Here is a 21830-nt window from a genome sequence, read left to right on the forward strand (position 1 = left end):
TTTCCCTCCATCGATCCGCGCACCCGACCCCGCGGACCCACTCAGATGCTCCGCTCGCCGGTGCGATCCTGCTCGGTCTCGACGAGGGCCTCGACCTCGCTCGCCGAGATCGTCGGCAGCGGGCCGGGGACGGTCCGGGTCAGCGCGGCGGCGGCGGTCCCGTAGGCCAGCGCCTGCTCCGTCGGGGCGTCCTCGTACAACTGGTGGAGGTAGCCGCCGAGGAAGCCGGCGTGCGTGCCGCTGGCGTCGATTACGTCGGTCTCGATGGCGTCCTGTTCGTGGACGACGTTGTCGTCCCAGGCGACCGCACCGCGCCCGCTGCGGGTGATCACGACCTGCTCGAAGTCGCCCTCGGCGGCGAGCGAGTGGGCCAGCTGCCGGGCCTTGCCAGAGCGGTCGAACACCGCCTGTGCGTCCTCTTCGTCCGCGACGAGTACGTCGATCGCGTCTTGCAGGGAGAGGAGCGCCTCGCGGGCGTCCGCAAGCGACCAGAGGCCGGACCGGTAGTCCAGATCGAACACGCAGGTCCCTTCGCAGGCCCGATAGAGCGCCTCCGTGGTCCGCCGGGCCGTCGGCGAGAGCGCGGGCGTCGAACCGCTGACGAAGAACACGTCGGCGTTCTGGACCATCGCCATCCGCACGTCTTCGGTCGACACCGTAGCCAGCGCGGTGTCGCCCCGGTCCTGGACGGTCACGTCGTCTCTGGGTGGGCTCCCCCGTTCGACGAACTGCAGGCCCTGCCGGCCGTCCTCGTCCCAGACCACCTGCGTCTGGAGCCCGTCGCCCTGCTGTTCCAGTTCGGCGACGACGCGCCGACCGAGCACCGTGTCGGGGAGCTTCGACAGCCAGACGGCCGGCGCACCGAGTCGCGTGGCCGCGACGGCGGCGGAACTCTCGGTACCGTCCGCGTGCAGCGATACGTCTGTCGCCGTCTCCAGGCGCTCGTGGTCCGGCGGGCTCAGTCGCAACGCGGTCTCTCCGAACGTGACGAGTCGACTCATGGCCCAGCCATCGACGGCCGGGGGTTTAGTTGCCACGGGCGTCACGGCGCGCGATTTCGATCGATCGCAGCGGCGTCTGCCGGCGGTCCGCGACGCGGCGAGGGACGTGCCCTCGCCGGGAGCCGTTAGGTCCGACGACCGCTGTGGCCCGGATAGTCCCGCTCGAACCGGTCTTCGAGCTCGCCACGGTCGATCTCGACGACGACCGGTCGACCGTGCGGACAGGCGTAGGGGTTCTCACAGTCGTCGAGCGCGGCGAGCAACTCCCGGATCGAGCCCTCGGTCAGCGAGGTGTTGCCCGTGATCGAGGGGTAACAGGCCAGATCTGCCAGTAGCTCGTCGGCGGCCGCCTCCACCGTGTCGGCGGCCTCGTGCTCGCCCGCGACGAACGCCGCCAGCACGTCCTGGACGAGTTCGGGGCCGGCGGCGTCGGCGATCACGCCGGGGACCGTCCGCACCTCGACGGTCCGGTCACCCGTTCGGTCGGCGTGAAAACCCAGCCGCGCGAGCGCCTCGACGCGGTCCTCGAACACCGCGGCCTCCCCCGCCGTCAGTTCGAGTTCGACCGGCTCGGCGAGCGCCTGCGTCGTCGTCTCGCCTTCGAAGGCATCTTTCAGCCGCTCGTAGTTGATCCGCTCGTCGGCCGCGTGCTGATCGATCACGACCAGTCCGTCGTCGGCCTCCGCGACGACGTAGGTCTCGTGGAGCTGCCCGAGGATCCGCAGGGCCGGCAGCGAGTCCAGCGACTGGGTCGGTTCCTCGCCGCCCAGCCGGGCCTGCCGGTCGTCGCCGCGGAACTTCCGCTCTGGGTCCGTGTCGCGCCCGGAGCGGGCACGTCCGCGGTCGGCGTCGCTCGTCTGAGTCGATCCGCTCGTCTGGCTCGACTGCGCGCTCGTCGATGGCTCGTCCCGTCCGCTGGACGCGCTCGACCGACTCCGCGGCGAGGCGGTGTCCGACGCGCTGTCGCCCGTCGCACCGTCGTCCGTCACGCTCGCCGCCGTCGCGTCGGGCTGTCCGCGGTCGCCGCTTTCGCCAGCGGACGCGCCACTCGCTCCGTCGGCGGTTCGATCCGAAACCGGGGTGTCTGGACGGCTCGTCTCGCCAGCCGAGTCGTCGCCGGACTGCTCTCCGTCGGCCTCCGCGCCGTCCCCGGCGGCGTCGGTCTCGTCGTCCACTCGCCCGGACTCTGGCGTGATCTCGGTCTGCTCGGCGGCCGAGCGGCCCCGCGGTGCGCTGGAGCGGACGAGCCCCTCGGAGAGCAGCGCCGACTGGACCGCGTGCTCGACCTGCCGACGGACGCCCTCGTCGTCTGCGAATCGGACCGCCATCTTTCGCGGGTGGACGTTCACGTCGACGGTCGCCGGATCGACGGCACAGAACAGCACCGCGAAGGGGTACCGATCGGGCGCGAGCTGGGTGTCGTAGGCGTCGACGATCGCCTCTCTGACGGCGTCGGCCCGGACGTACCGGCCGTTGACGTACGTCGAGAGGTAGTCCCGGCTCGCGCGGTTGGTCTCGGGGTGGCTCACGAGTCCGGTCACCGACGCCAGTGGTCCGTCCGGCAGATCGCCGTCGTCCACCTCGATCATCGACTGTGCGACCTCGCGGCCGTACACCGAGAGGACGGTCGCTTCGAGATCGCCCTGTCCTGTCGTCGCGAACGTCTCCCGGCCGTCGTGTGACAGCGTCACCGCCACGTCGGGATTCGCGAGCGCGTAGCTGGTGACGACGGTGTTGACGTGAGCGAACTCCGTGCTCGCCTGCTTGAGGTACTTCCGGCGGGCCGGGACGTTGTAGAAGAGATCGTCGACTTCGATGGTCGTCCCGGCGGGACAGCCCGCCGGCTCGACGGCGGTCACGTCGCCGCCCTCGACGACGAGTTCGGTCCCCTGGCGGTCGCTCCCACGCGGGCGCGTGGTGATCGTCGTCCGAGAGACCGCTCCGATCGCGTGCAGGGCCTCGCCACGGAAGCCGAGGGTCCCGACGCCGCTCTCCAGGTCCTCGATCGAACTGATCTTGCTCGTCGTGTGCTCCTCGACGGCCCGCTCGACGGCCTCGCGACCCATCCCGATCCCGTCGTCGGTCACTTTGATCCCCTCGATACCGCCCTGCTCGACGGCGACGCTGACGCGGTCGGCGTCGGCGTCCAGCGCGTTCTCGACGAGTTCCTTGACGACGCTTGCGGGCCGCTCGACGACCTCCCCTGCCGCGATGCGCTCGACGGTCGCCGAATCGAGCTGTCGGATCTCGGTGTCTGTCCCCTCGCTCATTGTCCGATCGTATGGCGGGAGCGTCTTGAGCCTGCGGGCTCCGGTGTGGGCGGTGGCAGCGTATCACGTCGCCTCCGCCGGGAACAGGTTGATAACGCCGTATCGAGTACGCTCTCGTGTGCCAGCAGGATTCGATCCATCCGACGTGCCACTGTACGAGGACCAGCAGGCGCGCGACGACGCCTACTACGAGGCCGAGGCCGAATCGACGCCCTTCTTCGCCGTCGAGCGCTACGAGGAGGGGTACGCGATCACCTACGATCTCCTGCCGGCGGGCTACGAACTCTCCGAGCCGATGCGCAAGGAACTCAACGAGCGCGTGACCCGCAAAGTCGAAGATGTCGTCGGCGACGAGGCGCTCGCGACCGTCGAAGTGAGCCGCTCGATCGGCGCGTCGCTCGGCAACGTCTCCTTCTTCCAGCAAGAGGCGACGGCCCGCGACGTGGCCGCGGTGATCTCTCGGCTCGTCCTCGCCGAGGAAAACTGGGTCGAGGCCGACGAGCCGGCCGACCTGCCCCCGACGGAGATCCAGAAGAACTGATCCCGTCGCGGGCGGGATCGGCCTCAGACTGCGAGCGCCTGCCAGCCGAAATACAGCCCCGCGAGGACGAAGGCCGCGCCGACCGCCCGGATCAGCGAGTGGTACCGACTCCCCGCACTCTCCCCCGATCCGTACTCGCCGCGACGATCCTGCGGGCTGCGTCCGGCGCTGTAGGCGGTCCGGACGGCTCCCGGCGCGGCCAGGAAGACGAGTCCCAGGCCGACGCCGAGGACGGCCGCCAGGACGGTACGAGTGTCCATCTCAGTTGCGGAGCCGCTCGATGCGCTTCTCGACGGGCGGGTGCGAGGCAAAGAGCGTGGCCAGTAGGCCGCGCTCCTCGCCGAAGATACACAGCGCGCTGACCTGCTCGTCGATCGCGGAGTCCTGGGCGCGCTCGCTCCCACGTGAGATCTTCTCCAGTGCGCTGGCCAGTGGCTCGCCTCCGACCTCCGCTGCGGCGTCGCTGTCGGCGACGTACTCCCGGTACCGGGAGATCGCCAGCACGAACACCATCACGATCAGCTGGACGATCTGGCCGACGACGATCGCCAGGAAGAAGTCGGCCAGGTCGTTGTCGCCGGTCAGCAGGACGATCCACTGGGCGGCAATGGAGACGATCGAAGCGATTCCCTGGCCCAGCACCATCATCACTACGTCGCGGTTGCGGATGTGAGCCAGCTCGTGGGCGAGGACGCCCTCGACCTCGTCTGCGTCGAGGAGCTGGAGCAGTTCCTCGCTGACGACGACCGTCCCGGCACCCTTGCGGCCGACGGCGAAGGCGTTGGGCACGCCCATCCGCGCGACCATCAGCCGCGGTTTCTCGATGCCCATGTCCGTCGAGAGGTACTCGACTTGCTTGTGGATCTGGGGGAAGCGGTCCTCTGGCAGGTCTTCCGCGCCGACGCTGCGCAGGGCCGCCCACTTACCGATCTTGTACTGGACGCCGACGAAGAGGACGCTCCCGACGAGGATCAGCGGGAGCGCGCGCTCGCCGAACAGCCCCATCAGCACTACCGCGGCGACCGCGTAGAAGCCAAACAGCAGCGACCCCACGAACGCCATCCGGGCTTTCAGTCCGACGTGTCTCATACACGCCCCTCTCTGGTCGCCACTTGAGAACCTTCTGGCCTGTGTGCCCGAGAGGCTATACTGTTGGAGAGACAACAACTCGGCATGGTGCTCGACGTTCCCACGCCCGACCCCCCGTCGTTGCGCGGTCCCCAGACCAGAGGCGACTACGAGGCGATCGACAACGAGATCGTCGACACGGGCGACGACTACCGTCGACAGGAGGTCGAGGGGTTCCTCCGGGCCGGTGCCTGGCAGGACGCCTTCGAGGAGTGGACGACCAGCGCCGGGCTCTCGACCGCGGAGTTCGCGGTCGTCGAACGGCTCGATCTGATCGAGGCGTTCGACTTCTACTGGGACCCCGCCAGCGACGAGGTCGGGTACCGCGCCCCCGAACTGCCCGACGACGCCGCCGACGAGTACGATCTCGACGATCCCGACGGGATCGACATGGCGCTCGATTCGCTGGGGCGGATCGTCTCCGAGGTCCTGGAGAACGACTACGTGCTCCGGGACGACGACGACTTCGGCTTCTTCGACGACGAGGACGTGGCCTACGGCGACCGCGAGGAGTGACGGCTCTCGGAATCTGAGAGCGGTTTTCACCCGCTGGGAACACGCGTCCTCTTATATCCCGTATCACCGCCAACACGTACATGTGAGGGAGAGATTATGGCAACCAACACGGCAAACCCCCTGGCGACGGACTTCGAGCTCGAGTTAGACGGGCCGCTGACGAGCTACTGGCTGGCCCTGCTGCGGGTCATCACGGGCTGGTGGTTCTTCCACGCGGGCGTGACGAAGCTCATCGAGGACGGGCTGGCCTACAGCTACGGACCGATGTACATGCAGGAGATGACGGGCACAGCCCTGGGACCGATCCCGGTCTGGATGGGGAACAACCTGGCGTGGTTGATCGCGCCCGGCGTGCCGCTGTTCGAGACGCTGATCGGGCTGGCGCTGATGGCGGGCCTGCTGACGCGGCTGGCGTCCATCGGCGGGGTCACCTTCATGACCCTGTTCTGGATCGGCAACGCCGAGTTCGGCCACGGACTGGTCAACAGCGACCTGATGGGGCTGCTGTTGTTCGTGACCGTGCTCGTGCTGGGTGCCGGCCGGTACTACGGGCTCGACGCCATCGTCGAGCAGACGAAGCTGGTCAAACGCCACCCGAAACTACGCTACATCCTCGGCTAACGAGGTGACACACAATGACTGACACCACAACGACCGTCGACCGTATCGCGCTGGGACTGAGCGGTGCCCTGTTCGTGCTGGGCATCGTCGTCATGGGCGTGCTGGAGCTGCTGGCAGGCAAACCCTACAGCCCGGCCCCGCTGACCAACGACGCCGGCGAAGTGATCGCGACGCCGCTGCTCGACCCGACGCTGCGAACCGGGATCGTCATCGCCGCGCTGCTCGTGCTGGCCGTCTGGGGTGCCTACAAGCTCGCCACGCCCATGGCCACCGACGCCGCCGACCGCGCCGAGATGACCGCCGACTGAGACGACCGGCTGTACATCTGTGACCGATTTCGCCACCCCGAGGTGGCGAAGCTCGTCACGAAGGTACCGCCGGCAGTATGAGAACGAACCCACTCCAGCCCGCTCGACTCGCTGCCCCGTCGCGGGACTGTTTCGACGATTTTCGCGACCGTCTCTGTCGCGCTGACTGTCACTGTCTGGCAACGTCCGTCACTCCGAGATCGCGAGACGTGTCCCAGGCACACAGCCGACAGTGTCCGGAGCCGTCGAGCAGCCGGACGCCGAGCCGTCGGGGCGTGTCGAGTTCTTCGACTTTCGAGATGACCCGGTCGATGTCGTACTGGACGCGGCGGAGTTCGACGCTGTCGTCGTCGGCGCAGGCCGCCCGCGGATCTCCGTCTCGTGGCTGGCCGACGCTCCCCGGATTGACGATCAGGGGCCGAATGAGGTGTGGTAGCAAACATCGACCGACCCGAACTGTTAGGTCCCTCCCCCGGCGCTATGGACCATGGCCCGGTACGTCATCTCCGATCATCACTTCGGGCACTCGAACATCATCGAGTACTGTGATCGGCCGTTCACGTCGGTCGGCGAGATGGACAGCGCGCTGCTCGATCGCCACTACGAGACGGTCGATCCCGACGACCTGCTCGTCCACCTCGGCGACGTTGCTATGGACATGCGGGACGGCCAGGAGACGATCGAGTACTTCCAACAGCTGGGCGGGGATCTCCTGTTGCAGGGCAACCACGACGTGGGGCTCGATCCCGCGGGGGCTCCGTTCCCGGTGCTCGACTCGTGTGTCCTCGAACACGGCGACTACCGGTTCTACTGCACGCACCGCCCGGAAGACGTGCCCGACGACTGGGACGAGTGGGTGATCCACGGCCACATCCACAACAACGACCCGGAGACGTACCCGTTCGTGGCTCCCCGAGCCCAGCGGGTCAACGTGAGCTGTGAGCTGCTGGGGTTTCGTCCGATCGCGCTGGAGACGCTGACGGGAGTGCTGGACGCCGCGACGACCAGCCTCCGGGACGTGGCGGCAGCGACGGCGCTGGTCGAGGAGTGATTCCCAGCGACTGAGAGCGCAGTCCCCTCCTTTTGACTGGGGCCGACAGAGAGTCAGCCATGGACCAGACAGACCGCGTCTGCCGGTACTGGGACGCAGGCGAGTGCGAGGGGACGCGACACTGCCCGCCGCGGTGTCCACGGTTCGTCGACCGAGAAGGTTCGTCCTGGGTGATCCGCCCGGCGGCCGACGGCGACCACGAGGCCCTCGTCGCGATGTACGACGACTTCGCGCCGGGACAGGCGGCACAGGGATTGCCGCCACGGACGCGCTCGCGGATCGCCGACTGGCTCGACGGCCTGCTCGACGAGGGCTGTAACTTCGTCGTGGCCGGCGAGACCGGCCTCGTCGGCCACGCGCTGTACACGCCGACCGACGACGCCGAGCCGGAGTTCGCCGTCTTCGTCCACCAGGACTACCAGGGACGGGGCATCGGGACCGAACTGAGCAAGCACGTCGTCGCGGCGGCGGCCGTCGCCGATCGCGAGGCGCTCACGCTGATCGTCGATCCGGACAACCGCACGGCCCGCCGGCTCTACGAGAAACTGGGCTTCGAGGTCGTCGAGGAGTTGCCATACGAGGAACGGGGCCGCAGGACGGCGATCCTCCGGCTCCGTCGACCACTGGACGGCCAGGACGGCATCGAGTACCAGCACGTCCCGATCGTGGGGACGAGACCACGCGGTCGCTGATCGCTGGTCGCGTCACCCGTCGTCCAGTTGCGATTGCCACTCCTGGACCGTCGCCATCAGCTCGACCGGCGGCGTCTCGTTGACGTCGAGTTCGCTCAGCTCCTCGACGACGGCCTCGGTCTCGGGGTCGAGTCCCGCGTCCGACGCCTCGGCCGCCGTTCCACCGTCGGCGGTGGCCGGCTCGCTCTCGTCGGCGCGTTTGAACCCGCCCGCGTTCACGTCGAAGACGGTCTGGACGGGCTCGGACGACCCGCTGCCTTTCGCCTCGATGGCCTTCTCTTCGCGCAGGCGATCGAGCACCGTCCGAGAGCGGTCGACGACGGGCTCTGGGACGCCCGCCAGGTCGGCGACGTGGATCCCGTAAGAGCGGTCGGTCGGCCCGTCTCGCACCGTCCGGAGGAAGGTCACGTCTTCGTCGGACTCGTCTGCGGTGTGTGACTCAGCCCCACTGGCAGTCGGCGGTTCACCGGCGACGGCGACGTGGACGTTGTGGACGCGGTCGAGGTGGTCGGCAAGCGTCGTCAGCTCGTGGTAGTGCGTCGCAAAGAGGGTCTTCGCCCGGACCTCGTTGTGCAGGTACTCGGTGGCCGCCCAGGCGATCGAGATGCCGTCGTAGGTCGCGGTGCCCCGGCCCACCTCGTCGAGTATCACCAGCGAGTCGTCGGTCGCGGAGTGGAGGATGTTGCTGAGTTCCTGCATCTCGACCATGAACGTCGACCGGCCCTGGGCCAGTTCGTCCAGCGCGCCGACGCGGGTGTAGATCCCGTCGACCAGTCCGAGCGTCGCCGTCCGGGCGGGGACGAAACTGCCGATCTGTGCCAGCAGCGTGATCAGCGCCGCCTGGCGCATGTAGGTGGACTTGCCGCTCATGTTGGGGCCGGTGACGATCAGAAACTGGCGCTGGTCGTTCGCGTGTCCGCTGGCACGCTCCCGGTTCGGCGGCGAAGCCGCCCCGTCCATCCGGAGGTCGTTGGGGACGAACTCGGTCGTCTGCTCGACGACGGGGTGGCGGCCGGCTTCCACGTCGAGTTCGCGCCCGTCGGTGAGTTCCGGACGTGTCCAGTCGTTGCGGACGGCGTGGATCGCGAGCGACGCGAAGGCGTCCAGTTCTGCCAGCACGCGACCCACGTCCTGTAGCAGCGTGGCGTCCTCGGCGACTCGCTCCCGCAGGTCGCCGAACAGCTCGTACTCCAGCTCGTGGCGCTGTTCTTCGAGCCGGAACACCTCGCGTTCCTTCTGCTGGAGTTCGTCGGTCGTGAACCGCTCTGAGTTTTTCAGCGTCTTGATCCCCTCGTAGCCCTCGGGGACCTCGTCGGCCTCGCTCTTGCCGACCTGGATGTAGTAGCCGTCGGTCTTGTTGCGGTCGACCGAGAGGTGCGTGATCCCGGTCCGCTCTTTCTCGCGGTCGGCCAGCGTGTCGAGCCACTCAAGGATCGACTCGTGGCGCTCGATCACCTCGTCCAGTTCCTCGTCGTACCCCTGCTCGAAGAGGCCACCCTGTCGGACCGTCCCCGGTGGATCTGCCACCAGTGCGGCGTCGAGTTCGGTCGCCAGGTCGGCGGCGGCCTCGCGGTCGAGCCGATCGAGGGCGTCGGCCAGCGGCGAGTCGGCCAGTCGGTCGTCCTCGTCGATCACGTCCTCGACCGTCGCCAGCAGCCCGAGCGTCTCGGCGACGGCCCGCAGATCGCGGGCGTCGGCACTGCCCGAGACGGCCCGTGAGGCCAGCCGTTCGAGGTCGTAGGCGTCGGAAAGCGTCTCACACAGCCGTTCGCGGGCCATCGCTGCCTCGGTCAGTGCGGCGATACAGGACTGGCGGCGCGTCAGCTCGGCGCGATCTCTGCGTGGCCGCTGGAGCCACTCCCGGAGCAGGCGCGCGCCGGCAGCCGTCGTCGTGTGGTCGATCGTGTCGAACAGCGAGCCGTCGGTCCCGCCTTGCATCGTCTCGGTCAGTTCGAGGTTGCGCTGGGTCGTCGCGTCCAGATTGACGTGGTCGGTCGCGCCGTAGGACTGCAGGCGCGTGATCGAGGCCAGCGTCCCGACGCCGGTGTCCTCGACGTAGGACAGGACGGCACCGGCGGCACAGATCGCGGCGTCGTCGTCGGCGATACCGACGCTGTCGACGGTCTCGGGGCCGAAGTGGTCGCGAACGCGGTGGCGCGCTCGTCCGGGCGCGAACGACTCCTCGGTGTGGACCGTCAGCGCCGCGTCGGTCCGCTCGCGCAGGCGATCGAGGAAGTCGTCGTCGCCACGCAGGTCGGGACCGGGCAACACCTCCGCGGGGTCGAACTTGTACAGCTCCGTCTGAATCCGCGTGCGAGCGTCCGGGCCGTCGAGTTGGGTCACGTGGAACTGGCCGGTGGTCACGTCGGCCACGGCCAGCCCGTAGCTCCCGTCGGCTCCGTCCGCCGGGTCCGACGAGTCGCCGTCGGTACCGACGACGGCAGCCAGGTACTGGGCGGCGTCGTCGGTCGTCTCCAGGTGGGTTCCCGGCGTCACGACGCGCGTGATCTCGCGGGCGTGTCCGTCCGCCGTCTCGTGCTGGTCGGCGACGGCGACCCGGTAGCCTCGTTCGACCAGCGCGGAGACGTAGGGGGTCAGGTCGTCGACCGGCACGCCCGCCATCGGGTACGAAGAGCCGTGGGAGGACTTCTGACTCACCTTCAGGTCGAGCTCGTCGGCGACGATCTCGGCGTCCTCGTCGAAGAACTCGTAGAAGTCGCCACACTGCATCGCCAGCAGATCCGCGTCACTGTCCGCCTTCAGCGAGAGGAACTCGCCGACGATACCCGTCGCCTCTGTCATACCCGCCCCTGGGAGCGACGGGTGCCTAAGGGTTGTGGGTCGTCGATTGGTCCGTGTTCCCACGGGTCAGCTATTTGTCCGGTGGTGTACAACAAGTGGTAAATGGGCGAGGTGACGCGTGGTGCCGTCGCGGTGCTGGTCGTGGTGGTGCTCTCGGGGAGCATCGCCCCCGCGGTCACCGTCACCGACTCCGCCGCCGCCGAGACGACCGTCGACACCGACGTGCCGGCGTCGGCGGACCAGTCGGGTTCGCCGTCCCGGCAGCTGTCTGCCGGCGTCGACCAGTTCGGTCTCGGCGTGGGCGACACCGCCGACAGCGACACCGGCCAGCAGGACGACGGGACGCTGGGACTCACCCAGCGGTTCCAGCGCCTGCCCGAACGTCCCGGCACGGTTCGGGTCAGACTGGCCTACAGCGTCCCGGCACGTGTCGTCTCCATGCGGGCCGCGCTTCCCGACGGAGCCACTTTCGTCTCCCAGCGGGGATTCGTCCGCGACAACGAGACCCACTTTCGCTGGCGTGCCACGACACAGCAGCCGACGCTGACCTACGACTACCGGATCAACGAGACCATCGACCGGACGGGGCCACACGGGACCGACGGCCGCGCGCTGTACGCGGGCACGGGCAAGTGGGCGCTGTTCGAACGGCCGCCGACGCCGACCTACTGGGAGGCGACTGGCGGGACGCCGATCGTGTTCGACCGCGGCTCGTCGACGGCTGGTCCCGGCGCGGCCGGGGAGTGGCTCGTCTACCTCGGCGAGCACGAACTGCACGAGCGGACCGCCCACGGCCAGCGGTTCCGGCTGGTCGTCCCGGCGGCCGCGACGCTGTCGGAGTCACCGTCGGCGATCCTCGACGCACTGGCAAACAGCTCCGACGCGTTGCGCGTCGGCGATCGCGACGAGACGGTGTTCCTGATCGCCGCGCCCACGGGACCCGTCGAGTGGGGCGTCCGGGGCGTCCAGACCGGGGACACCGACGCCTGGGTCCGGGACACGGAGCCGCTCGACCAGCCGGACAACGCCTGGCTCCACGAGTACGTCCACACCCGGCAGGCGTTCACGCCCACGAGTCGGACGGCCTGGTTCACGGAGGCGTCGGCGTCGTACTACGCGTCGTTGCTCTCGCTCGAACAGGAGTCCGTGGCGTTCGAGGGATTCCGTGACCGACTGGCCCGCGGGACCCATCCGGTCTACGACGGGGTCGTGCTCTCGAACGTCTCGACCTGGGAGGGCGCGCCCGACTACGACAGGGGCTCGCTCGTGGCCGGCGAACTGGACCGTCGCCTGCGCGTCGCGACCGACCGCGAGCGGACCCTCCAGGACGTGTTCCGGGAGATGAACGGCCAGCAACAGCCGGTGTCACAGCTCGACTTCCTCGAACTGCTGGCGACGACCGGGGGAACGTCCGTGCTGGACGAGGGCCAGACCTACACCGAGACCACGGCGTCGGTCGAGACCTGGAACCGGACGACCCACGCCGCCGTCTTCGGCCAGCTCCCGGCACGGGTCGGATACGAGCTGCCGCCGGCCGGCGACGCCGAGGGCTACCGGATCACCGGCCTCTACCGAAACGAAACGGTCGCGGACGACTCGATCCAGCTGGTGACCGGCGAGCGCCTGACCGTCGACACCCTCGTCAGCAACGCCGGTGGCACTGCGGGCGTGTACAACGTCTCGATGCGGGTCAACGGGACGGTCGTCGACGAGACGAGCGGACAAATCGAGGCCGGGGAATCGACGACGGCTCCGCTGTCCCACCGGTTCCCGACGCCGGGCACCTACCACGTCGTCGTCGACGGCGAGCGGCTCAACGTCACCGTCCAGCGACCGGTGAGGGCCAACGTCGTCAGCCTCGACGTCGAGCCCACGACTGCCGAGCAGGGCGACACCGTCGTCCTGACCGCGACGCTGTACAACGGCGAGCCGCGCCCGGGCGAGGCGACCGTCGTGTTCACCCGCGACTCAGAGGAGGTCGGTCGCCGGCACGTGACGATGCCGGCCTACAACAGGACCTCCATCGAGCGGGAGATCTCGCTCCCCCGTCCGGGCGCGGTGTCGCTCGGTGCCGGCACCGTCCCCTCCGTCGAGGTGATGGTCCGACCGAACCGCGTGCGGACGATGACCGCCACCGAGACGCCGACGCCGACGGCGACCAGCCGCGGTGACGGGGCGGGACCCGGCGTCGTCACTCTCGTCGTGGCTCTGTCCGTGCTGTGGGTCGCTCTCCGCTACCGGCGGTAGCTACGGGCTCACGCCTCGACGCTGGCGACGAGGGTCTGGACGCGTTCGAGCAGCTGGGTCGCCTCCGGCGCGAGGACGACGAGGCGGTCGTCGTGGCGGTCGACGATCGCCGCGGGCGTCGTCTCACAGTCCGCGAACGCCGCTTGCACGCGCGCCTCGGTCTCGCCGTTCTCGACGGTCGCCGTCGCCCCGTCGAGCGTCCCCAGCGCGTCGACGAGCGGTGACGTGGCCGTACACGACAGCGCGAACCTGATCGCTGGATCGTGTTCCCGGCAGGCGAGGATCGTCTCTGCGAGCGGCGTCGGGACGCCGAAACGGACGCCGCGGTTGGAGCGGATTCCGTCTCGGGTCAGCCCGATACCGCCCTCGACGGCCGCCACTTCTGCCGGGGATTCGGCGTACGGCGTCGCCCCCGCGACGTTGGCGATGCCGTGTGGGACCAGCGCGGTCGCGTTCGCGTCACTCAGTCCCGCGACGACGGCCTCGACAGCCTCGACGGTCTCGTTGCGCGCGGCCTCGTTGCGGCTCTCGACGGTGTGGTGGACGGCACCCGCCCCCTCGCCCACGTCGACGTTGTACCGGACCGCGCGGGCGAGCAGAGCGATCCCCTCGCCGACGGCGGTCTCCGTGTCGTCGCCGTGTGCCAGTCGCGTCGCGACGGCACTGGAGAGGGTACAGCCCGAGCCGTGGGTTGCCGTCGTGTCGATTCGATCGTGTCGGTAGGTGTGGACCGTCTCGTCGGTCACGAGCGTGTCGACGACGGCGTCGCCGGGGACGTGCCCGCCCTTGACCAGGGCCGCGTCGGCACCCATCGCCACGAGCGCCTCGCCCGCGCGCCGCGCCGCGTCGGCGTCGGTCACTTCGATGTCGGTCAACACCTCGGCCTCGTCGGCGTTTGGCGTCACGACTGCCGCCTCCGCGATCAGGTCCTCGTAGGCGGCTTCTGCCGCCGGATCGAGCAGTCGGTCGCCGCTGGCGGCGACCATGACGGGGTCGACGACCAGCGCGGGCAAGGACGCGGCGTACTCGGTCACCGTCTCGACGACTGCGGTCGTCGACAGCATGCCCGTCTTGACCGCCGCCACGTCGAAGTCCTCGACGACGGCGTCGATCTGTGCGCCGACCGTCCCCGGGTCGAGCGTGGTCACGTCCCGGACGCCCTGCGTGTTCTGTGCGGTGACGCCGGTGATCGCCGTCGTCGCGAACGCGCCGCCCGCTTCGATCGTCTTCGTGTCAGCCTGGATCCCCGCACCGCCGCCGCTGTCGCTGCCGGCGATCGACAGGACGACCGGTGGCGTGACGGGCGCGGCCTCTCGTGTCATGTGTGACGACAGGGCGACCCGGCCCTAATGGATGGTGATCCTGGTCTCGCTGTGAATCGCCGCGAAATTAATAATATTTATGATATGTGGTCGTGTACGTCTGCCAACCCGGGTCGCCGGGTGGCATGGGACGATGACACGCACAGTCGATCGAACAGGTGGGGAACAGAGCGACAAGTACGGGACGTTCGTGACGGGCGACGGGAACTTCGTGGTCTACGACCGCGAGAATCCGGACGCCTGGATCCAGTCGGACTTCGCACTGGACCTGAGTGGGCAGTAGCCGTCGATCGCACGCGTCCACGGCGTGCGCGGCTTTTTTGAAGTCTCTCCGACAGCACCGAGTCCTAGTATGGTATTACTATTCCTTATCGCACCCGGGAAAGGCTTATGTCCACCATTCCATTGGGAAACGATACCGTATTTCAACCGATGACCGAACCAGACACTCCCTCCGACGTGGCAACCGACGACGAACCCAGCGCCGACGAACAGTTCGGTGCGTTCACGACCGACGACGGCGACACCATCGTCTACGATCGGACCAACTCGGCGGCCTGGATCCAGTCGGACTACGCCGTCGAGGTGGGCGAGGACACCTCCTCGGCTTGATACCGCGGACACACGACCGGCCAACGCTCTTCCGTCCGGACTGCAAAACGTGGTTAGGATGACCGACACCGACGCCGCTGACCGGCCGGAGTCGACGGCGACCGACGAGATCGTGGTCTACTCCGACTACGTCTGTCCGTTCTGTTATCTCGGTCGCGAATCGCTCAGACAGTTCCAGGCGGACCGCGACGAGCAGTTGCGGATCGACTGGCGGCCGTTCGACCTGCGCCACAACAAACGAAACCCCGACGGCTCGATCGACCACTCCGTCGACGACGGCAAAGACGACGACTACTACGAGCAGGCAAAGGAGAACGTCCGCCGCCTGCAAGCGGAGTACGACGTCGAGATGAGCCTCGATTTGGCCAGCGAGGTGGACTCGCTGTCGGCCCAGGTCGCCTCCTACCACGTCAAGACGACGGCCGACTACGAGACGTGGCTCGACTTCGACACGAGCATCTTCACGGCGCTGTGGCAGGAGGAACGTGACATCGGCGATCCGGACGTGCTGGCAGCCCTCGCAGAACGCGCGGGTCTGGACGGCGGTGAGATCCGCGCCGCGCTCGACGACGAGACGCTCCGCGAGGCGGTCACCACGCGCTTTACCGAGGCCCAGCGCGGGGGGATCACCGGCGTCCCGACGTTCGTCTACGACGGCTACGCCGCCCGTGGTGCGGTCCCTCCGGAACAGCTCGAACGGCTCGTCGACGGGACCTGATCGCGCTCCCTGTCGACTCTTTGCTCTCCGCGCGTCATTCGGTTTCGGTGACGAACGCGCGCACGTCTTCGACCGGGACGAACCCGTCTTCCAGCGTCTCGACGAGTTCGCCGTCGACGAACAGCAACAGCTTCGGCACCGACCGCACGTCGTACTCGTCGACGAGGACGGGATCGTCGCGGGGATTCATCGTCGCGACCGTCGCGTCGGTCCCCTTCGCGACCGCGTCGAGTACCGGGGCCATCGCCTCGCACAGCGAACAGCCCTTCGTGTGAAACTCCACGAGCAGTCGCTCCTCGCTGGCGATCAGGTCGTCGAGCGCCGGCTTCGAGTCGAGCAGGTGGGGCCGGGGCTGTGTTTCCGTGGCCATGCCAGTCTTTGGTCGCCCAGACGAATACGGTTGTCCCTGGCGGCTCTCACTGCCGTCGTCTCGTACTGACGCCTCACTCCGCGACGATGTTCGCCGCGGGGCGGCCACTTGGTCCCAGATGGCTGCCGATCGTGTCAGAACAGCCCCTGGCTCGCGAGGATATACAGCGCGACCGAGATCAACACGAACAGTCCCGCGACGAACAGCTTCAGCGTTCGCGTGCTGAACGTCGACGTGACGTAGGGCGCGATCTGGCCGCCGGTGACCGTCGCCGGGACGGTGAAGACGACCATGTTCCAGGGTGTCGTCGCCAGATCGATGCTGTGTGCGCCGACGAGGCCGCCGCCGAAGACGTGAGTCAGCGAGGCGGCGACCGCCGTGATGGCGACGATGATGTGGTTGGTGCCGATGGCGACGCGGACGGGAATCTTCGAGCGCAGCATCGAGACGATCCCGATCTCGCCGATGCCGAAGCCGGCGACACCCTGGAAGACGCCGCCGAAGCCGTAGGTGCCGAACCGCTCGGCGTAGCCCGATCGATCGTAGCGGTAGGTCGTTCCGCTGCGGTCGACACGGGTGACCTGTCCGTCACCGTCGGTACTCACACCCGCGTGGCCCAGCTTGTCGGCGTCGTTTGGCAGGTCGCTGCCGCCGTCCGCCGCAGCAGTCTCGACGCTGTCTCCCGTGTGGCCGTGCGAGAGGTCGAGCTGGAAGAGGAGGTACGCCGACAGCGTCAACACGACCCCCAGCATGAGCTGGAAGACCGGCTCCGGGAGGAAGAAAGAGAGGAACGCGCCGCCGACCACCAGCGGGAGCGCCCCACCGACGATGGCCGTTCCGACTCGCCGATCCACGAGGCCGTGAGCGACGAACGCGACGGCGGAACTGGACAGGCCGAACGATTCGCTGATGAGCCCGACTTTGACGATCGTCGCGGCGTCGAGTGGCGACGCGACCAGCGGGAAGAGGAAGATCAGGAACGGGACGAAAAGCGCCGCGCCGCTGATCCCCACCGTGTTGACGATCGTCGCGCCCAGCAGGAAGCAGGGGAACAGCCACCAGTACTCCAGCCAGTAGCCGCTCCCGCCGGCCCCGTTGGTCGGCGCGAACAGGTACACCAACGCGACGAACACTACTGGTGCGGTGAACACGAAGAAGTGTTGATTCTTGAGAAAGCCGGACACGAGTCGTGCGTACGGTGAATCCGACGCGGACGGAGTCGAAGTCACGTGCAGATGGCCCTACGTGTGGCAAAGGGAGTTAAAAAACTGAATGTCGAACATCGCCTTGGTGGCTGTTTGCACTCCACCAGTGCCCCGACTGGCGACGCCGGTGTCGACCTCGTCGCCGAACCACTGCTCTAGCTCCCCCTCTGCCCACAGCCGTCCCGCCGACCCGCAGTATATTTGGGCGGGCAGGGCTTCCCTCCCGGATATGGACGCGGCGCTGGGACCTCCCGAAAAGATGGCCGAGCGGGTCGACGAGCTGACGCCGATGATGCGCCAGTACTACGAGCTCTGTCGGGCCTACGACGACTCGCTGGTCCTGTTTCAGGTGGGTGACTTCTACGAGGCCTTCTGCGGTGCCGCCGAGCGAGTCGCCCGGCTCTGTGAGATCACGCTGACCAAGCGCGAGGACTCGACCGGGCAGTACGCGATGGCCGGGGTCCCCATCGACAACGCCGAAAGCTACGTCGAGACGCTGCTTGACGCCGGCTACCGCGTCGCCATCGCGGACCAGGTCGAAGACCCCGACGCGGTCAGCGGCGTCGTCGACCGGGCGGTGACGCGGATCATCACGCCGGGGACCCTGACCGAGGACGAACTGTTGGACTCACCGGACAACAACTACGTCGCCGCGCTGACGGCCGACGGCCGCCGCTACGGGCTGGCGCTGCTCGACGTGTCGACGGGCGACTTCTACGCGACCAGCGCCGACGCCGTCGACGCCGTCGCCGACGAAGTGGGCCGGTTCGCACCCGCGGAGGCGATCGTCGGCCCCGGCGTCGACGTGGACGAGGATCGGGTCTTCGACACCGCGGCGATGGTGACGCCGTACGACGAGTCGGTGTTCGCCTTCGCGGACGCCGCCGACCGGGTGCGGACGTACTTCGGCGATCCGGACGCGCTGCTGGCCGACGATCTGGAGGTGCGAGCCTGCGGCGCGCTGCTCGAGTACGCCGAGTACACCCGCGGGGGCGGTGCGGGCACGAGCGACGAAATTGCAGACGACGGCGGCGGGCAGCTGACGTATCTCACACACCTCACGCGCTACGATCCTCGCGAGTACATGCTGCTCGACGCGGTCGCGCTCGACAGCCTCGAACTGTTCGAGCGCCGGGCGGTGCGGGGCCACGAGGGGCGCACGCTGGTCGACACCGTCGACGAGACCGCCTGCGCGCTCGGCCGGCGACGGCTGGGCGACTGGCTGCGCCGCCCGCTGCTGGACGCCGACCGGATCGAGCGCCGTCACGAGGCGGTCGCCGAGCTGGTCGAGGGACTCCAGCGTCGCGAACGACTCCACGAACTGCTCACGGCGGTGTACGACCTCGAACGACTGATCTCGCGCGTCTCTCGCGGCCGGGCGAACGCGCGAGACCTGCGCTCGCTCGCCGCCACGCTGGCCGTCGTGCCGGACGTGCGCGAGCAGCTGGCAGACGCCGACAGCGCCCTGCTCGCGGACCTCTACGAGGGGCTGGACCCGCTGACGGACGTGCGCGAGGAGATCGAGGCGGCGATCTGTCCGGACCCGCCACAGGAAGTCACCGAGGGCAACGTGATCCGCGAGGGGTACGACGACGACCTCGACGCGCTGCGCGAGACCGAGCAGTCGGGCAAGCGGTGGATCGACGACCTGGAGATCAACGAGCGCGAACGCACCGGGATCGACTCGCTGAAGGTCGGGCACAACTCCGTCCACGGCTACTACATCGAGGTGACCGACCCCAACCTCGACAGCGTCCCCGACGACTACGAGCGCCGCCAGACGCTGAAAAACTCGGAGCGCTTCGTCACGCCCGAGCTCAAGGAGCGCGAAGAGGAGATCGTCCGCGCTGAGACGGCCGCCGACGACCTCGAATACGAACTGTTCTGTGAGGTCCGGGCGGCGATCGCGGCCGAGGCCGAGCGCGTGCAGGCACTGGCCGACCGCCTGGCGACGCTGGACGTGCTCGTGGCCTTCGGCGAGGTGGCGGCGACCCACGACTACTGTCGACCCAGTGTCGGCGGGGACGCCATCGACGTGACGGCCGGCCGCCACCCCGTCGTCGAGCGCGCCGAAGAGTCGTTCGTTCCCAACGACGCCCGCCTCACTCCGGACGCGTTTTTCACGATCCTCACCGGCCCCAACATGAGCGGCAAGTCCACCTACATGCGCCAGATCGCGCTCCTCTGCGTGCTGGCACAGGCCGGGAGCTTCGTCCCCGCACGCGAGGCGAGCCTGCCGATCGTCGACCGGGTGTTCACCCGCGTCGGCGCGAGCGACGACATCGCTGGCGGGCGCTCGACGTTCATGATCGAGATGACCGAACTCGCAGACATCCTGCAGGGCGCGACCAGCGACTCGCTGATCCTGCTGGACGAGGTCGGCCGCGGGACCTCGACGGCCGACGGGCTCGCCATCGCCCGCGCCGTCACCGAACACGTCCACGACGAAATCGGGGCCTACACGCTCTTTGCCACCCACCACCACGAGCTGACGGCCGTCGCCGACGAACTGCCCGGCGTCCACAACCGCCACTTCGAGACGCGCCACGACGGCGACGGCGTCGTCTTCGAGCACAGCGTCGCTCCCGGCGCGGCCGCGGCGTCCTACGGGATCGAGGTCGCGGCCCTGGCTGGCGTGCCCGATTCGGTGGTCGAGCGATCCCGGACGTTGTTGGCAGGCGAGGGCGAGCGAAGTGAGCCCTCGGAACGAGCGAGCGGGGAGAGACGACCCGTGAGCAGCGAGGGCGCACGAAGTGAGTCCTCGAAGACGGGAGCGGGAGCAGCGCGACACGCGGGTAGTGAGGGCGCACGAAGTGGGCCCTCGAACGCCGAAAACGACACGGCGTCCCAGCCGTCGGTCCCGGCGAGCGAGTCGCCGTCGACCGACGGCCACGCCGCAGTCGAGGCGGCGACCAGTGACGAGAGCAGACCCGACGCCGATCCGCTCCGCGAGCGGCTGGCACGGCTGGACGTGGCGACGATGACGCCCATCGAGGCGATGAACGCGCTCGCCCGACTCCAGGACGACATCGCGGACTGATACTGCCGGGGCGGGCTGTCTCGTGTTCGTGCCGCCCGAACTCGGAGACGACGACCCGGTGGTACGTACCGATATATAGGGCTCTATTGGGATCGTATCGGTACGTACCGCACCGAAACGAACATACCGTCAAGTACCGCTATTATAAACGAGTTTAGTAATCCTCCGTCCGGTTTCTGGTGATGACACGCGAGTCAGCGCGACTGTCTGATCTGGTATCACGGCGGAAATTCGTCGCGGCGGCGGGCTCGGCTGGGGCCGCTGCTGTGGCCGGGTGCAGCGAGAGCGAAGGCAGTGGCGACGGCGACAGCGCCGACGGAGACACTGGCGGCGAGGGGTCGAGCGGTGACGGCTCGAACTCCATGGACTCCGACGGCTCGGAGAGTAGCGGCGGCGGTGGGATGGACACGAGCGTCCTGACGGGTGACGGTTCCTCGACGGTGTTCCCGATCACGAACACCGCGGCGAGCTACTGGAACTCCAACCCCGAGGCCGGCGACGAGGACTACTGGCCCTCCGATTGGGCCGAGGAGTACGGCACCGACATGCGGCTCGCCGACTACTTCGCCTCGGAGTACGGCTTCGAAGCGACCGGCGATCGATCCAGCCCACCGTTCCGCGTCTCGATCGCCCTCTCCCACTCCGGGACCGGGATCGAGGGCGTCATGGAGGGGCGCGTCGACATCGGCGACGCGAGTTCCTCGGCCGAGTCCGAACTCGGCGAGGACGCCGAGGGGCTCGACGGGTTCGTCGACCACGTCGTCGGCGTCGACGGTCAGCCGATCGTCGTCAGCCCCGAGATCGCCGAGGCGGGCGTCGAGCAGATCACGATCGACGACCTGCGGGGCATCTACAAGGGCGAGGTCACGAACTGGAGCGAGGTCGGCGGCCCGGACAAGGACATTCTCGCGCTCGGTCGCGCAGAGGGGTCGGGGACCGACACCGCCTTCCGGAACAACGTCTACGGCGACCCCGACGAGCCGATCAGTCCCGACCAGCGGTTCGGTCAGAACCAGCAGCTCCAGCAGGCCGTCGGACAGGCCGACAACGCCATCGCCTACATCGCGCTGGCGTTCGTCGAGCCCGACGGCGGGACGCCGCCGATCGGCCTGGAGATCGACGGCACCGTCTACGAGTACGGCAAGAACCTCGGTGCCCAGGAGTACCCCCTCTCTCGGGACCTCCACGCGTACACCTACGAGGACACGTCCCGGAAGGAAGCGGCCTTCATCAACTTCTGCCTGAGCGACTTCGGACAGGAGATCTTCGTCGCCGGTAACAACTACTTCAAGCTGCCAGACGATCGCCTCGAAGCACAGCGCGAGAAGGTCGCAGCCTCGAAGTACGAATAGCGTCGCGGACCCTGGGCTTTCCGGATACTACGAT

At 68.3% G+C, this 21830-nt stretch carries 20 protein-coding genes and 1 pseudogene; 12 read left to right on the forward strand and 9 right to left on the reverse strand.

The genetic code is table 11. From position 1 onward, the window contains the following. Positions 1–41: 41 nt before the first annotated feature. Positions 42–1001, reverse strand: coding sequence for a sugar kinase (locus ACAH01_RS02785; RefSeq protein WP_372480160.1), 960 nt, complete (start codon positions 999–1001; stop codon positions 42–44). Between the two features lie 125 nt (positions 1002–1126). After that, positions 1127–3271, reverse strand: coding sequence for a DNA mismatch repair endonuclease MutL (mutL, locus tag ACAH01_RS02790; RefSeq protein ID WP_372480161.1), 2145 nt, complete (start codon positions 3269–3271; stop codon positions 1127–1129). Between the two features lie 118 nt (positions 3272–3389). Here mutL and ACAH01_RS02795 point away from each other — a divergent pair, with 118 nt between their 5' ends. Next, positions 3390–3812, forward strand: a complete 423-nt coding sequence (locus tag ACAH01_RS02795; RefSeq protein ID WP_346775207.1) for a hypothetical protein — start codon at positions 3390–3392, stop codon at positions 3810–3812. A 23-nt stretch (positions 3813–3835) separates the two neighbouring features. On the opposite strand, the gene ACAH01_RS02800 is transcribed toward ACAH01_RS02795, so the two are convergent. Then, a complete protein-coding gene (locus ACAH01_RS02800; RefSeq protein WP_372480162.1) occupies positions 3836–4072 on the reverse strand; it encodes a hypothetical protein in 237 nt (78 codons plus the stop codon). Position 4073: 1 nt separating this feature from the next. After that, on the reverse strand, positions 4074–4901 hold the full coding sequence (locus ACAH01_RS02805) for a M48 family metallopeptidase (protein WP_208627247.1): 828 nt from the start codon (positions 4899–4901) through the stop codon (positions 4074–4076). A 63-nt stretch (positions 4902–4964) separates the two neighbouring features. On the opposite strand from ACAH01_RS02805, the gene ACAH01_RS02810 reads away from it, so the two are divergent. From ACAH01_RS02810 to ACAH01_RS02820, 3 genes are all read left to right on the forward strand, one after another. Next, positions 4965–5456 (forward strand): hypothetical protein, encoded by a 492-nt coding sequence (locus tag ACAH01_RS02810; protein WP_372480163.1) that lies wholly within the window; start codon positions 4965–4967, stop codon positions 5454–5456. A gap of 96 nt (positions 5457–5552) precedes the next feature. Further along, on the forward strand, positions 5553–6077 hold the full coding sequence (locus tag ACAH01_RS02815) for a DoxX family protein (RefSeq protein WP_372480164.1): 525 nt from the start codon (positions 5553–5555) through the stop codon (positions 6075–6077). Between the two features lie 14 nt (positions 6078–6091). Beyond that, positions 6092–6385 (forward strand): hypothetical protein, encoded by a 294-nt coding sequence (locus ACAH01_RS02820; RefSeq protein ID WP_372480165.1) that lies wholly within the window; start codon positions 6092–6094, stop codon positions 6383–6385. Positions 6386–6626: 241 nt separating this feature from the next. On the opposite strand, the pseudogene ACAH01_RS02825 reads toward ACAH01_RS02820, so the two are convergent. Continuing rightward, a pseudogene (locus ACAH01_RS02825) lies at positions 6627–6800 on the reverse strand (metallophosphoesterase); the annotation flags it as partial. Positions 6801–6872: 72 nt separating this feature from the next. Between ACAH01_RS02825 and ACAH01_RS02830 the strand changes: the two are divergent. Together ACAH01_RS02830 and ACAH01_RS02835 are read left to right on the forward strand one after the other, a co-directional pair. Further along, on the forward strand, positions 6873–7436 hold the full coding sequence (locus tag ACAH01_RS02830; RefSeq protein WP_372480166.1) for a metallophosphoesterase: 564 nt from the start codon (positions 6873–6875) through the stop codon (positions 7434–7436). A 59-nt stretch (positions 7437–7495) separates the two neighbouring features. Beyond that, a complete protein-coding gene (locus ACAH01_RS02835; protein ID WP_372480167.1) occupies positions 7496–8128 on the forward strand; it encodes an N-acetyltransferase family protein in 633 nt (210 codons plus the stop codon). A 12-nt stretch (positions 8129–8140) separates the two neighbouring features. On the opposite strand, the gene mutS (ACAH01_RS02840) is transcribed toward ACAH01_RS02835, so the two are convergent. Continuing rightward, entirely contained in the window at positions 8141–10930 is a 2790-nt protein-coding gene (gene mutS / locus ACAH01_RS02840) for a DNA mismatch repair protein MutS (protein WP_372480168.1), read from the reverse strand. A gap of 102 nt (positions 10931–11032) precedes the next feature. Between mutS (ACAH01_RS02840) and ACAH01_RS02845 the strand changes: the two genes are divergently transcribed. Continuing rightward, on the forward strand, positions 11033–13177 hold the full coding sequence (locus ACAH01_RS02845; protein ID WP_372480169.1) for a glycyl aminopeptidase: 2145 nt from the start codon (positions 11033–11035) through the stop codon (positions 13175–13177). Between the two features lie 8 nt (positions 13178–13185). Here ACAH01_RS02845 and thiD read toward each other — a convergent pair whose 3' ends face one another. Then, positions 13186–14499 (reverse strand): bifunctional hydroxymethylpyrimidine kinase/phosphomethylpyrimidine kinase, encoded by a 1314-nt coding sequence (gene thiD, locus ACAH01_RS02850; protein WP_372480170.1) that lies wholly within the window; start codon positions 14497–14499, stop codon positions 13186–13188. A gap of 133 nt (positions 14500–14632) precedes the next feature. Between thiD and ACAH01_RS02855 the strand changes: the two genes are divergently transcribed. The 3 genes from ACAH01_RS02855 (at position 14633) to ACAH01_RS02865 (ending at position 15829) form a co-directional block, all read left to right on the forward strand. Further along, positions 14633–14782 (forward strand): hypothetical protein, encoded by a 150-nt coding sequence (locus ACAH01_RS02855; RefSeq protein WP_164731963.1) that lies wholly within the window; start codon positions 14633–14635, stop codon positions 14780–14782. A gap of 149 nt (positions 14783–14931) precedes the next feature. After that, positions 14932–15111, forward strand: coding sequence for a hypothetical protein (locus ACAH01_RS02860; protein ID WP_170092637.1), 180 nt, complete (start codon positions 14932–14934; stop codon positions 15109–15111). 58 nt (positions 15112–15169) lie between these two features. After that, the gene (locus ACAH01_RS02865) at positions 15170–15829 is read left to right on the forward strand and encodes a DsbA family protein (RefSeq protein WP_372480171.1); all 660 of its coding nucleotides are present in this window, start codon (positions 15170–15172) and stop codon (positions 15827–15829) included. Positions 15830–15863: 34 nt separating this feature from the next. Here ACAH01_RS02865 and ACAH01_RS02870 read toward each other — a convergent pair whose 3' ends face one another. Further along, the gene (locus tag ACAH01_RS02870) at positions 15864–16199 is read right to left on the reverse strand and encodes a co-chaperone YbbN (protein ID WP_153554500.1); all 336 of its coding nucleotides are present in this window, start codon (positions 16197–16199) and stop codon (positions 15864–15866) included. Between the two features lie 134 nt (positions 16200–16333). Further along, positions 16334–17383 carry a sulfite exporter TauE/SafE family protein gene (locus tag ACAH01_RS02875; protein WP_372480786.1) on the reverse strand — a complete coding sequence of 350 codons (1050 nt, stop codon included), beginning with the start codon at positions 17381–17383 and terminating at the stop codon, positions 16334–16336. A gap of 250 nt (positions 17384–17633) precedes the next feature. Between ACAH01_RS02875 and mutS (ACAH01_RS02880) the strand changes: the two genes are divergently transcribed. Then, positions 17634–20444 (forward strand): DNA mismatch repair protein MutS, encoded by a 2811-nt coding sequence (gene mutS / locus ACAH01_RS02880; RefSeq protein ID WP_372480172.1) that lies wholly within the window; start codon positions 17634–17636, stop codon positions 20442–20444. 182 nt (positions 20445–20626) lie between these two features. Beyond that, complete coding sequence (locus tag ACAH01_RS02885; protein ID WP_170092633.1) at positions 20627–21796, forward strand: PstS family phosphate ABC transporter substrate-binding protein; 1170 nt, start codon at positions 20627–20629, stop codon at positions 21794–21796. Positions 21797–21830: the final 34 nt, after the last annotated feature.

The sequence above is a fragment of the Halomicrobium sp. HM KBTZ05 genome, from assembly GCF_041530035.1.
Taxonomy (GTDB): domain Archaea; phylum Halobacteriota; class Halobacteria; order Halobacteriales; family Haloarculaceae; genus Halomicrobium.